This window comes from Planococcus sp. TJ-301 (assembly GCF_058268475.1).
Genome location: NZ_JBZDOH010000001.1, coordinates 2,143,806 through 2,156,863, shown reverse-complemented (window position 1 = coordinate 2,156,863; position 13,058 = coordinate 2,143,806). Strand labels below are relative to the sequence as shown.

Sequence of the window (13,058 nt, the reverse complement as noted above, 5' to 3'; positions counted from 1 at the left end):
ACCAGGCCCCATCTGGAGAACGAGTGAATACAAGTAGCCAGCAGCTTTCTGTTGCGATAAGATGATTCCCGCATGGTGTAAGGGGTCATCTTTTTTGTTTCATTATTTGAAGGTGTTTTGTTCCACATGAAACGGATGAGAATCGGAAATTTTTTAGCTGTTTTAAAGCGCCCGTATCGGTATACTTTTACCAACACTTATTTTTTAACACAATAAAGTAAAGTTGGTGAGTCATGGAGTTAATGAGCAGAGTTAAAGCGTTTATTGATGGGCAGTACAGAACACCTAAAGGGTTGATAGGAGCTTACATAGGTGAAAAGATGGTGTGGCAGCATAAGCCAGAGACCTTATGGACGATTGAGTTGCTGGATATACAACCGGGAGAAAATATCTTGGAACTTGGATGTGGTTCAGGGTACGCAATTAAGTTGATCTTAGAAAAAAATGAAGCTGAGAAAGTAGTGGGATTGGACCTTTCGCCTGCGGTAATCCGCTCAGCTGCGATGAGAAACAAAAAAGCGCTGAAGGAAGAAAAGGCAAAACTGGTACATGGAAATGTGAAAAGCCTGCCTTTCGAAAACGAGCAATTTGAAAAAATATTCAGCATCCACACCATCTATTTTTGGGATGAATTATCTGCCGCCATTTCAGAGATATCTAGAGTTTTAAAACCTGGCGGTGCTTGTGTAATTACGCTTTGTAATGGCAAGAATGAGGAGAAGTGGGAAGGAATTGATAACATGATAAACGATCAACTAATTCCCCTTATGAAGGACAACGGATTTTTAGAAGTGGCATTAGTAAAAGGCCCAAATTCAAGACAATTTCACACGGTAGCGGTTTCTGGGAAAAAGAGGATTTAACTGGTATGTACTTAAATGAAACTTCTTAAACTATTCAAAACGCCATGAAGGAGATGGCTAACAGTGAAAGATTACTTGGTTGGCGCAATTATATCGATCTGCCTGTTTGCTATATTATTCTTCTTTAATAGAGCCATTTACGATAACGTGATAACGCTAAGTTTCTCGATTGTGTTCTTAGTGGTGCATGTGACGATTTGCAAGCATCTTATACCTGCAAAAAAATACGGAAGGTACGCCTTTTTTATGCTGATTTTGGCTGCCGGCGTCTTCCTTTCGCTTCCGGAATTTACCCTCAACAAGCCCAAGAACAGATTCTGGTTAGTACGACAAACTGGAGCTGAGGGAAGAGGATATCATGCCCACCGAAGGGCAAAACCCTGGGAATCCTTTCACTACCAGATGGGCTTATGCTTTTGAAGGTACTTCTTCGCTCTAAGAAGAAAAAACTTTGTTTCTCGTTATTTCCGATACTGGCAAGGTTTTTGTAAAAGAATAACAAAAAAATTGAAGACATGGAACGTTTATAGCAGGTAAAAGTTTGGGTGGAAGACAAAAGCAAAAATAAGAAGTTCATAAAAAGCGTCGCTGTTGAAGATTAAATTGAATAAGCTCTTCAGAAACCCTTGTGCATTTAGGCATAGAAATTCATCTCCTGAGGGAACGAAATTAGTTAACTCGTTTAGCTGCAAAAAGCTGAACGAGTATTTTTTTGAGAAAAACGAAACGGCGGGGCATTGAGCTTTGTCTAACAGATAGTAAAAGGGGGAGAGGGCTTGGAGAAATACGAAAAGGATCGGTTGCTTACGGAAGCGATGGATGAGTACGGGCATTATTTGATGCGGTTGGCGTATTCGTTTGTGAAAGAACGGGCGAAGGCAGAAGACATCGTGCAAGACGTCTTCATCCGCTATTATACGAATCTCGAGAAGTTCGAAGGGCGTTCGAGCGTCAAAACTTTTCTGTACCGCATCACCGTGAACGAATGCCATAACTATTTCAAAAGCTGGGCGCACCGCAAAATCGAATTGACAAACAAGCTGAGCCCTCTCTTGCCGAATAAAAGCTCAGCTGAAGATACGGTGCTGGCAACAGAGAAAAGCAGTGAAGTAGTGGAAGCAGTCGGCAAGCTCCCTCTGAAATACCGGGAAGTGCTGTGGCTTTATTATTATGCGGAGCTATCGGTACGGGAAATCAGCGAAGTGCTGAAGATACCGGATAACACAGTGAAGACGCGGCTTGCTAGAGGACGCCAACAGATGGGCAGTACATTTTCGGAGGAGGGGATTGACCATGCGTGAGGATTTGAAACGGCTATTGGATGAATCGGTTCCGAAAGAAGTGACCTTATCAGAAGCGAAAAAAGGACAGATTTTGAAAGCGGCACAGGAGCGAAACAACGTTCGGAAACCAGCGCGTGTGCCTAAATTTATCCCTGCGCTTGTAGGGGTAGCTGTAATCGGAGTGTCCGGGCTTTGGGCCTACCCTTATTTAATAGAAGAAGACGTGCCAACAGAAATTCAAGGTGGTAAAGAAAATCAATCGCCTTCTGAAGAAAACCCGGAATTGCCATTGGTGGAAGATGAAAGTTCTAAAGAAAATACAGATAAATCGATTGAAACTGTAACGGAAGATTCCACGGAGGAAAAGGCAGTAGAAGCGGAAGATAAAAGTTCAGAAGAGAAAATGGACGAAATGATTGAAGCTCCACCGGAAGATTCCACAGAGGAAACTACAGTGGCTGCAGAAAAAGAAACCGAGCAGCTTGCCCCCAAAAAGCAACTCCAAGTACTTTTAGGCCATGCATATTTTGACACCGGAATCAGTCTCGGTGATGAAGTGGTTGAGGTGGAAGCGCGTTATCCAAATTGGATTGAAAAAGGGGAATACGAAGGCGGCGTCGCTTTACGCTACGAAAGCTTTACACTTTTCCATGGCTTTTTTGAAACAACCATCAACAATGTCAACCTTCGGGGCTTTACCCAACTGACGGTTTCCCAGATGGAAGAGGCAATCGGACAGGACATTAAAATCACTGCCTACTTCAATGAAATGGAAGACAGAGAAATCGTGTCGGGTGAATTTATTTTGGAAAATGAGCGTTACGTTGTGGTGGCAGAATCAGAAGATAAAAATGCGCGGGTAAAAGAGATCTCGATGTCTCTTTATACGGAATAATAGATTTCTGGATTGGAGAGCAGCGAGAAGCAAGATTTCTCTAGCCTGGTAAGCAAAATAGAACTCCGCCACATTTGCGTTTTGCAAGTGTGGCGGGGTTTTTCTACGTTTATAAATAAACTAAGAGAGTCGACTACCCGGAACAAGCTGTCCATTGTACAGAAAGAAAGATTTTAGCGATAATGGAGAATACAAGAGATGGACGGCAAAGGGGTAAAACCATGAATTTTTCTTTAAATGACAGACTCATAAAAAAATGTTGCGGCGATGCCGCTTATAAAAAAGGGAAGGCTTATTTTCTGGCTGGAAAAGTGGAGCTCATGCCGCAAACGGAAGAACTTGCGGAAGCGCGGGTTTACAGCGGAGAAGTTTGCACTGTCACGGTACAGCCGGATCCCAATGGGTCGTTGAAAGCATTCTGCAGCTGCCCGCCTGTTGGTTTTGTGAAAACCTATTGCCAGCACATTGCAGCAACGCTATTGGCGCTCGAGGAGCGGCAGCAAGCGGAGCAGCCGCTGGCAGATCGCATGCTCGGCTTATTCGGCAACGAGCCTAAACGCCCGAGCGGCAAAGGGCTTCATTTCGACGCACGGCAGACGCTCAATGTCGAATTTACGTGTGTGCCGGTTTCGCTCGGGGACGCTGGAAATGGCTTTGGCATCCGCCTGGCTGCCGGGCAAGTGGAATTGCAGGAGATTGCGGAGCCTTGGAGTTTTCTCCAGCACCTTGGGCAACGAAAAATCACCGAGTTTGCGCCGGGTTCGATTTACAATCCCGAACGCCATAACTTCATGCGCGAAACCGATGCGGTGCTGCGCTTTCTCTTGAAAAGCCAGCCGCTTGGACCCCTAACCGAAGAAAAGACTTTATTGATATCCGCAGCTGCTTGGGAATTGCTGCTGCCACTGCTTGAAGCGGCGCCGGGCGTAAAATTCATGCAGGACAGCCGCTGCTATAAGGGTATTCGCTACGGCGAACGGCTGCCGCTGTCGTTTGAAGTGGACCGGGCAGGCGAAGGCTATGGATTGGAAGTCAGTGGGTTGGAAGAGATTGCGGTCTTCCGTGCATATAGCTGCGCTTTGGCCGACGGACAATTGTTCAAGCTGACGGAGGAAGACTGCATCCGGCTTGCTGAATTGAAAGAAATGCTCAGCGGCGAAGGGCTGCAGCGAATGGAAATATCTGCTCAGCAGCTCAGCCATTTCATGGAACACGCGGTTCCCGGCTTGATGCGGCTCGGCCAAGTCGATATAGCGGATCCGGTTTCGAAAACCTTGAAAGAAACGCCATTGACAGCAAAAGTTTTCCTGGACCGGGTCAGCAACCGGCTATTGGCCGGAATAGAGTTTCAATACGGTCAGTTCACCGTTAATCCGTGCGAGGAGCAGGAGCATGAATACCGTTCCATTCCCGGCGTACGGCGCCGGTTGGATATCGAACAGCGCATCATGAAAATCATGGCTGACAGTTTATTCATCCAGACGCCTGGCGGTTTTTTCATGCAAGATGAAGAAGCGGAATACGAGTTTCTTTACCACACCGTGCATGAGCTGGAAGAACTGGCGAAAATTTTCGCGACAACGGCAGTCAAGCTGCGCGTGCAAAAAGCGCCAAGTATACCGAAAATGCGAATTGAAATAAAAGAACGGACCGATTGGCTGTCGTTCCACTTCGATTTGAAGGGGATTCCGGAAACGGAAATTCAGCAACTCATGAAAGCAATCCAGGAAAAGCGCAAATATTACCGGGTGCCTACGGGTACATTGATGTCGCTGGAAACACCGGAATTCTGGGCGCTTCATGAATTTATGGAAGAAATGGACCTGTCCACTGAGGATTTGGAAGAAGAGGAAATCCGTGTACCGCTGCTGCACGGCATGCGATTGGCAGAAGGGCTCGAAAAAGGCGGGATTGCGGAACCGGGAGAAGAATTTGCGAAGCTCTTGAAAAACTTTGGGAATCCGGACGCTTTGGAAGCGGCTGTGCCGGAATCGCTGCAGCTGGTGCTCCGCGATTACCAAAAAGCCGGTTTCCACTGGCTGAAGCTTTTGGCGCAATACCGGTTCGGCGGCATTTTGGCAGACGATATGGGGCTCGGCAAAACGCTGCAAAGCATTGCATTCATCGTTTCGGTGCTGCCGGAAGTCCGGGCGCGAAAACTGCCCGTGCTGGTCGTTGCGCCTTCGTCGCTGACCTATAATTGGCTGAACGAGCTGAAGAAATTCGCGCCGCAGGTCAATGCACGCATCATCGACGGCACGAGTGCCACGCGTGCATCCAAGCTGAAGGGCGTCTCAGGCTGCGATATTGTCATCACGTCGTATCCGTCGCTGCGGATGGACGGCCACCTCTACCGCGACAAGCAATTCCATACGGTGTTTTTCGATGAAGCGCAAGCCTTCAAAAATCCGGTGACTCAGACGGCGAAAGCGGCAGGCGCCATACAGGCGAAATACCGCTTTGCGCTGACGGGCACCCCGATCGAGAACTCGCTGGATGAATTATGGTCGATTTTCCGTGTCGTCTTTCCGGAATTGTTGCCGAACCGCCGCGCTTTCAGTGAATTGCGGCGGGACAATATTGCGAAGCGCATCCGGCCGTTCGTTTTGCGGCGCACCAAAAAAGAAGTGCTCGCTGAGCTGCCGGAAAAAGTGGAGACCACCCAGTATTCCGAACTCCAGCCAGAACAGAAAAAGCTATACGCTGCTTATTTAGCGGAATTAAAGCAAGATGCACTGAAGCACTTGGCGAAAGGCAGTTTGCGGAAAAACCGCATCAAGATTTTGGCCGGCTTGACGCGCCTGCGCCAAATTTGCTGCCATCCAGCGCTGTTTGTCGAAGATTACGGCGGCGGTTCTGCCAAATTTGATCAATTGATGGAAATAGTGGAGGAAAGTCGGCTTGCTGGGCGCCGCGTCCTCATTTTCTCGCAGTTTACACAAATGCTCGGTTTGATCGGCAGGAATCTCAACAAGCACGCCATCCCTTATTTCTATTTAGACGGTCAGACGCCGCCGAAGGAGCGCGTGGAATTATGCGACCGCTTCAATGAAGGAGAAGGCAATTTGTTTTTGATTTCATTGAAAGCCGGAGGTACGGGATTGAACTTGACTGGGGCAGATACGGTCATCCTCTACGACCTGTGGTGGAATCCCGCGGTTGAACAGCAGGCAGCGGACCGGGCGCACCGCATGGGCCAGCTGAATGAAGTGCAGGTCATCCGCATGCTCGCCAAAGGGACGATCGAAGAGAAAATCAGCGACTTGCAAGAGCGCAAGAAAAACTTGATCGATGAAATCATCCATTCGGGGCAGGACTCCCTGGCCGCCTTGACAGAAGAGGATATTCGGGAAATACTGATGATTAAGTGAGAGGTGATTGGATGATGGACGCCAAAAAAATTACCGAAAAGATAAAAAACCATAAACCCCAGGTGCTCGGCAGCCGGGATTTTTCGAAGTTCTCGATTTTGCTGCCATTGATCGAAAAAGACGGCGAAGTGCATGTGCTGTTCGAAACGCGTGCGCATACGCTTCGCAAACAGCCGGGGGAAGTCTGTTTCCCGGGCGGCCGGATTGATCCCGAGGACCATTCGGCCAAATCCGCAGCGCTGCGGGAAACCAATGAAGAGCTCGGCATCAGTGAAGATGAGATTTCCGAAGTGTTCGCACTCGACTACATCGTGTCGCCGTTCGGCATGATCGTTTATGCCTTTGCCGGATTTATCGCACCATCCGCGACGTTCGAACCGAACCCGGCAGAAGTCGACAGCTTGTTCAGTGTGCCCTTATCATTTTTTATCAACAACGGACCACGGGTCTACCAAATCCAGTTTGATGTGCAGCCGGAAGACGATTTTCCGTATGAGTTAATCGAGGGCGGCCGGGATTACAGCTGGCGCGCGCGTGAAATGGAAGAATATTTCTACCTCTATGAAGACAAAGTGATCTGGGGGCTGACGGCCCGTATTCTTGCGCATTTTATCGATGTGGTCAGTTAAAAAGCACTCCTGCGATAGCCAGATGGCATCGAAGGAGTGCTTTTTAAAAGGCAAGTTAGTGGAGAGTGGCAGATGGAAGTAAGCGGCCAGCCGCTCACGGACCCAGGCAGTTTACCGCGGTAAACTGTTTCCATTCAGGGGGTTGAACTTTCACAGAAAATGCTCGCGGACAGTAAATTGGGTATTGCGGACAGTATTTTGGATTTCCGGACAATATTTAGGTCAGATCGGACAGTATTTCGTCATAATCGAATGATATATCCATTTTATTGGAAAAAAAGATGGAATAAAGATGTATAATTAGATGAATGTAAGCGGTTAGCTGCTAACGAAACAAAGAAAAGAATCCAACTAATCAGTCGGTTCCTTTTCTTGTGTATTTTCCTGAAGAAAAACAAATCGAGAAGGTCTTTTTTCTTAATTTTCGGCATTTCCGAAAAATCACTTTAATACTACAATGTAAAAGCGTATAATTATTCACATTACCCAATAAAATTATGAAATTTGAAAAGGAGTGCCTGACATTGGTAAGAATATCCGAGCTTGAAATTGTTAAAAGCACACAGTTGAAAGAGAAACCCTTACAGGATCAGGTTCCTTTTGGCACCTTGTTTACGGATCATATGTTTACAATGGAATATACAACGGACCAAGGTTGGCATGAACCTAAAATCACACCTTACGCACCGATTACGCTGGATCCGGCAGCGATGATTTTCCATTATGGGCAGACTGTTTTTGAAGGCATGAAGGCTTATCGCACGGAAGACGGGCGCGTTTTGTTGTTTCGTCCCGAAAAGAACTTTGAGCGCCTGAATTTATCAAGCGAACGCCTGAGCATTCCACCAGTCGACGAAAAATTGATGCTGGAATATTTGAGGAAACTGATTGAACTGGAGAAAGACTGGGTGCCTTCAACACCAGGTACATCTTTATATATCCGTCCGTTCATCATTTCAACAGAAGCCAATTTGGCTGTAGCGCCTGCAAAATCGTATAAATTCATGGTGATTTTGTCACCTGTGGGTTCTTATTTCCCGGGCGGCATGAAACCGGTCATCATCCATGTCGAAGACCAATTTACGCGTGCGGTAAAAGGCGGTACGGGCATGGCGAAGACAGCGGGGAATTATTCTTCCGGCTACCAGGCTCAAGCCCAAGCGAAACAAGCCGGAAATGCAGACGTGTTATGGCTCGATGGCGTCGAAAAGAAATACATCGAGGAAGTCGGCAGCATGAATATCTTCTTCAAGATTGATGGAGAAGTGCTGACGCCTGAACTCAATGGCAGCATCCTAAAAGGAATTACACGGACATCAATCATCGAATTGCTGAATTCATGGGGCGTGCCGGTAACGGAGCGAAAAATTTCCATCCAGGAAATCTTCCAGGCTTTTGCGGACGGCAAGGTCGAAGAAGTTTTCGGCACCGGAACGGCGGCTGTCATTTCTCCGGTCGGAGAACTCAATTGGCAAGGAAGCAAAATGGTCGTCAATAACCATGAAATAGGCGAGTTGTCGCAAAAACTATACGATACGATCACCGGCATACAAACCGGCAAAGTGGAAGATGCACTTGGCTGGACGGTTGAAGTGAAATAAGCGAAATTAGAAAAGCATCGGCTCCCTTAGGACCGATGCTTTTTTATGCTTATTTCTAGGGTTTAATGAACTGGGCTTCTTGTTTCAGCTAATTTATTCATATAGTTAATTGCAAAAAAAATCAGCACCGCCGAAGCGGTGCTGGGAGTCTGTTATTTTTTGATGCTGAAAACCGGTGAATGTTGGTGGATCGTATTGCCGTCAAGCGTGATAGCAATTACGGCTTTATACTGTCCGACTTCCAAATCTTTCGTCCCCAGGTTGAAGATGTATTGATTGTCAGTCAAGTCATAGCGGAACAGATTGCCGGTTGTGGCATTTGAAGTCGAAGTCACAAGGATTTCTTCCCCAACATCGTTGCCGGAAACTTTAACCAAGTGTATTGTTGCCGTTGCGTCTTTAACGAACAAGCCGCCGTCAGCAATCTGGAACTTCACTGGCACCGTTCTGTTTTTCTGGAATGTGCTCTTGCCGTCTGCTTTGATCGGCTCAAGAACTCCGCTGAAGCCGTATACGTAATAGGACATTGTGTACGTGCTCACGTTGCCCGCTTTATCGGTTATAGAGACAGTGACACTTTGTTTCCCGGTTTTTGATGTATCCAATAGCGTTGTTGCCGTTTGGAGATCCTTGTCGAAATTATCAGCTACAACTGGAGTTACCGATACAGTTTGGCCTTGCAGGAAGCGCTGGCCATCGAACAGCCCTTGCAGCCCGCTGATGACTGGAGCTGAATTGTCGACCACATAAGTGATGGAAGCTTCGATTTGGTTGCCCGCAGCATCCAATGCCGAAACGGTTAACGTATGCTCGCCTTCAGCCGTCGCTAATTCATCCGCATCGACTTTTCCTAGATGTGCATCCTTAGCTGTGAAATAATTACCGCTGCCCAAAACATCAGCAAGCGACTTGCTTGTGTAATGGCCGCCGTTTTCCAAAAGGAAGGCGATTTCAGGATTGGTGTTATCGAGCGTATACGTAATCGAATCAGTCGACGTGTTTCCGGCTCCATCGGTTGCCGTTACGTTCAATGTGTAGCTGCCATCCACGTTCGTTACCAATTTATCTGCTTCAACTGCAACATTGCCGTTTTTGTCTGCAGTGCTGTAATATTGGCCGATCGCTTCAAGAGAAGCTGCGTTATAGATGCCGCCTTCAGCCAACTCGAATGAAATGCTTGGCGCTGTGTTATCGACCGTATAGGAAACAGTTTTAGAAGAAGTGTTGCCCGCTTTATCGGTCGCTGTAATGGTGTAATCGTAAGTTCCTTCTTCGGTTTCAAAATCGCTTGCGCTGTCCGTTGCTGGGTTTGCGTCAACGATTGCATAAGGTTTTTCGCTCAATGACTGAAGGTAAGCTTCGGTGTAGAAGCCGCCGTTTTTCAGTTTTGATTCATCAAGCTTGATCACCGGCGCCGTGTTATCGACGTGGTATTCGACGGAAACGGTTGTTTCGTTGCCCGCTTTATCGATTGCCGTTACGGTTGCTGTGTGCGTTCCGTCCGTTGTGGCAAGCGTTGGAGCAATGGTTTCTTCTAAGTTTGTATCTTTTGCAGTCCAGTATGTCCCCAGTTTTTCAAGTGCAGCGAGGTTATAATATTTGCCGGACTCAAGAGCTAATGAAACTGTTGGCTTCGTGTTGTCGATTGTGTAGCTTGCCGTCGCTTCGTTGGTGTTTTTCGCCAAATCCGCAGCTTTGACTGTCACACTGTTTGCGCCTTCAGCCAAACTTGCTTCTTCTGCAGAAACAGAGTTTTCATCCAGGTTTTCATCCGTTACGGAGTAATATGGATTAAATGACTGGAATTTACCGGCCGTATAGAAACCACCGTCCGCAAAATTGAACTGGATGGACGGTACTGTATTGTCCACTGTGTAACGGATCGTTTTTTCGGCTTTGTTGCCGGCTTTATCGGTTGCCGTAATCGTTGCAGTATGTTTGCCTTCAGTCAAAATCAACTCGCTTGAAACGATTGTCTCTTTATTCAGGTTCGTGTCTGAAACGCTGTAATAGCTTTCAAGCGCTTGAAGAGATGCCGCATTATAGATGCCGCCATCAACCAAAGTGGAAGTAATGGCTGGCGCTGTGTTGTCCAGTGTGTACGTAACAGCGGCTTGGCCGGTGTTGCCAGCTTCATCAGTAGCTGTAACAGTTGCGGTGTGCGTCGCTTCATCCGTCGTATTCCAACCAATGGTATTTGTTTTATAAGAATGGGTTTCATTTACTGTGAATGCTGGTTGTTCCGGCAAGTTTGTGGAATTGTAATACCCGCCATCGGCTGGTGCAGAAATCGCCACTTCTGGCGCCGTATTGTCCACCGTATATGACACGGTATCAGTTGTGCTGTTGCCAGCTGCGTCCATGACGGTTACCGTCAAAGTATGTGCGCCTTCAGCAGTTGCGAAATCATCAGCGGAAACGATGCTGACTACGCCGTTTTTATCCGTTGCATTAAAATATTTTGCCGGCAGGTTGGCTGATTGATAGAAGCCGCCGTTTTTCAGGTTGAACGAAAGTTCAGGAGCTGAATTATCTACTGTGTAAGTGACGGTTTCAGTTGAAGTATTTCCAGCTTGATCCTCCGCTGTCACGGAGAAGGTGTGTGTGCCTTCTTCGAACTTCAATTCGCTTGTTGTAACTGTGCCAGCATCCAAGTTGGCGTCTTTCACGGTGTAGAAGTCAGCAAGTTCTCCTAGGTAATCGGAAGTATAGAAACCGCCGTTGCCTAATTTTTCAGCATCGATTGCGATTGCCGGTGCCGCTGTATCGACTACATAATTCACGGTTTCCACCGTTTCGTTGCCGGCCAAATCCGTAGCAGTTACAGAAGCCTGGTGTACGCCGTCTTCTGTCCCAAATCCGTCAGCGTTTGTGCTGAAGAGGTTCAAATCAGAAACGGAATAAAATTCTCCAACAGAGCTTAAAGCAAGCTGGTTATAGAACTTGCCTTCCTCCAGATGGATAGCCACATTCGGTTTTGTGTCATCGATCGTATAAGATGCTTTCGCACTGTTCGTGTTGCCGGCAAGGTCTGCCGCTTCAACAGTCAACGATTGGGGACCTTCTGCCAGGACAGGTTCTGCGGCTTTAGTTTTCGCAGCGTCTAAATTGCTGTCCTTAACTTCGAAATACGGCTTGAATGCCTCAAAAGCGGAAGAAGTATAAAACCCACCAGTAGTGAAGTTGAATGAGATCGAAGGAACTTCGTTATCGACGATATAGGTGATTGATTTCTCCGCTTGGTTGCCCGCTTTGTCTTCTGCGGTGATAAGCACTGTATGCTCACCGACTGAGAAGTCTAGCGGATCTGCTTGGGAAGCTTTCAAGTTCGGTTCGCTTACTTCAAAGTAGTTGTCTTGCAGCGCTTCCAAAGTCTTGGAATTATAGACGCCGCCATCCGCCACTTGGGAAGTGATGAGCGGCTTCGTATTGTCTACAGTGTAAGCAACAGAAGCGTTGCCTTGGTTCTGGTAAGCATCAATAGAAGAAACCGTCAGCGTATGATTGCCTTCTTCTTTGCTCCAGCCCGTGTAGCTGTTTGTTGTGGTGCTTTCATCAACTACAGTAAACGCCGGTTCTGCCGGGAGCTGGCTTGTCTGGTAGAAGCCGCCGTTGGCCGGATTTGTTATGGAGATTGCAGGGGCAGTCGTGTCGCTTGGAATTACTTTGATTGATATCATGTCTGGAGTCTCGTTAAATAAATGATTTCCTTTGCCGTTGGCTGTATTTGTAATTCTTACATTGACAGGGAAGCTATATTGATTAGATGGTACATTTTTCGTATCAACGGTTATTTCAACTTTTGCTTCTAAAGTTCTTCCTTCAAAAACGACCTTTTTAGGAGTATTGGAGGCTACTTTGTTACCGTCCCAATAATAATTAGAATCGACAAACAATTCCCCTTTTGTACTTGAGTTTCCATCTGGATACGACACGATGATATTGAACTTTTTGACCGTCCCTTGTTTAATTTCGATATTTCCGCCTGTTGCTGTAAACTCCGCAACCGAAACCAATTCAGTTGCCAACACCGTGCTGGTTGAAACAACGCCGGAGAGCAATAAAGCCGATACCACAGCAAACCCCTTCGTAGCTTTTTTCTTCAATCTCTTTTTCTTCATTCTCTTTCTCCTCCTTCAAGCTGATGTTCTTTTTTTTGAGACTATGGGACTTGGCTGGATCGCTACAAACAACCAGAGGATCCGGATGCAAGTAGGTGAAACTGATTTCCAAAAGGGACTTATGACTAAGATTGAACAAAAAAGACTAAAAAATTAATTATGACTGATATATTATGCCTAGTAATCGGAGTATAGCATCTCTTTATTACAAAATATATACAAATTTTTCAAACTTACAGAAAAAACGAAAAAATCTTAAAGAAACTGATAAAAAGATCGGTGAAAAGGCTGGAAA

General features: G+C 46.7%; 8 protein-coding genes. 7 read left to right on the top strand and 1 reads right to left on the bottom strand.

Going from position 1 to position 13,058, the window contains the following annotated elements:
- Window positions 1-242: 242 nt before the first annotated feature.
- From AC4EHJ_RS10505 to AC4EHJ_RS10475, 7 genes are all read left to right on the top strand, one after another.
- Entirely contained in the window at window positions 243-863 is a 621-nt protein-coding gene (locus tag AC4EHJ_RS10505) for a class I SAM-dependent methyltransferase (RefSeq protein ID WP_490975509.1), read from the top strand.
- 63 nt (window positions 864-926) lie between these two features.
- Complete coding sequence (locus tag AC4EHJ_RS10500; protein ID WP_490975508.1) at window positions 927-1,283, top strand: hypothetical protein; 357 nt, start codon at window positions 927-929, stop codon at window positions 1,281-1,283.
- 356 nt (window positions 1,284-1,639) lie between these two features.
- Entirely contained in the window at window positions 1,640-2,164 is a 525-nt protein-coding gene (locus AC4EHJ_RS10495) for a sigma-70 family RNA polymerase sigma factor (RefSeq protein WP_490975507.1), read from the top strand.
- Entirely contained in the window at window positions 2,157-3,041 is an 885-nt protein-coding gene (locus AC4EHJ_RS10490; protein WP_490975506.1) for a hypothetical protein, read from the top strand. The genes AC4EHJ_RS10495 and AC4EHJ_RS10490 overlap by 8 nt, the downstream gene beginning before the upstream one ends.
- 221 nt (window positions 3,042-3,262) lie before the next feature.
- Window positions 3,263-6,412: a DEAD/DEAH box helicase gene (locus AC4EHJ_RS10485; protein WP_490975505.1), complete on the top strand. Its 3,150-nt coding sequence runs from the start codon at window positions 3,263-3,265 to the stop codon at window positions 6,410-6,412.
- Window positions 6,413-6,426: 14 nt separating this feature from the next.
- On the top strand, window positions 6,427-7,041 hold the full coding sequence (locus AC4EHJ_RS10480; RefSeq protein WP_490975654.1) for an NUDIX hydrolase: 615 nt from the start codon (window positions 6,427-6,429) through the stop codon (window positions 7,039-7,041).
- 533 nt (window positions 7,042-7,574) lie between these two features.
- On the top strand, window positions 7,575-8,642 hold the full coding sequence (locus tag AC4EHJ_RS10475; protein WP_490975653.1) for a branched-chain amino acid aminotransferase: 1,068 nt from the start codon (window positions 7,575-7,577) through the stop codon (window positions 8,640-8,642).
- A gap of 152 nt (window positions 8,643-8,794) precedes the next feature.
- Here the strand turns inward: AC4EHJ_RS10475 and AC4EHJ_RS10470 are convergent, their stop codons facing one another.
- On the bottom strand, window positions 8,795-12,763 hold the full coding sequence (locus AC4EHJ_RS10470) for an Ig-like domain-containing protein (protein ID WP_490975504.1): 3,969 nt from the start codon (window positions 12,761-12,763) through the stop codon (window positions 8,795-8,797).
- Window positions 12,764-13,058: the final 295 nt, after the last annotated feature.

What these genes read in the sequence shown, in the direction of transcription:
- AC4EHJ_RS10470 (WP_490975504.1), bottom strand. Translation starts at nt 12,763, where the DNA reads ATGAAGAAAAAGAGATTGAAGAAAAAAGCTACGAAGGGGTTTGCTGTG.
- AC4EHJ_RS10480 (WP_490975654.1), top strand. Translation starts at nt 6,427, where the DNA reads ATGGACGCCAAAAAAATTACCGAAAAGATAAAAAACCATAAACCCCAG.
- AC4EHJ_RS10505 (WP_490975509.1), top strand. Translation starts at nt 243, where the DNA reads ATGAGCAGAGTTAAAGCGTTTATTGATGGGCAGTACAGAACACCTAAA.
- AC4EHJ_RS10490 (WP_490975506.1), top strand. Translation starts at nt 2,157, where the DNA reads ATGCGTGAGGATTTGAAACGGCTATTGGATGAATCGGTTCCGAAAGAA.
- AC4EHJ_RS10485 (WP_490975505.1), top strand. Translation starts at nt 3,263, where the DNA reads ATGAATTTTTCTTTAAATGACAGACTCATAAAAAAATGTTGCGGCGAT.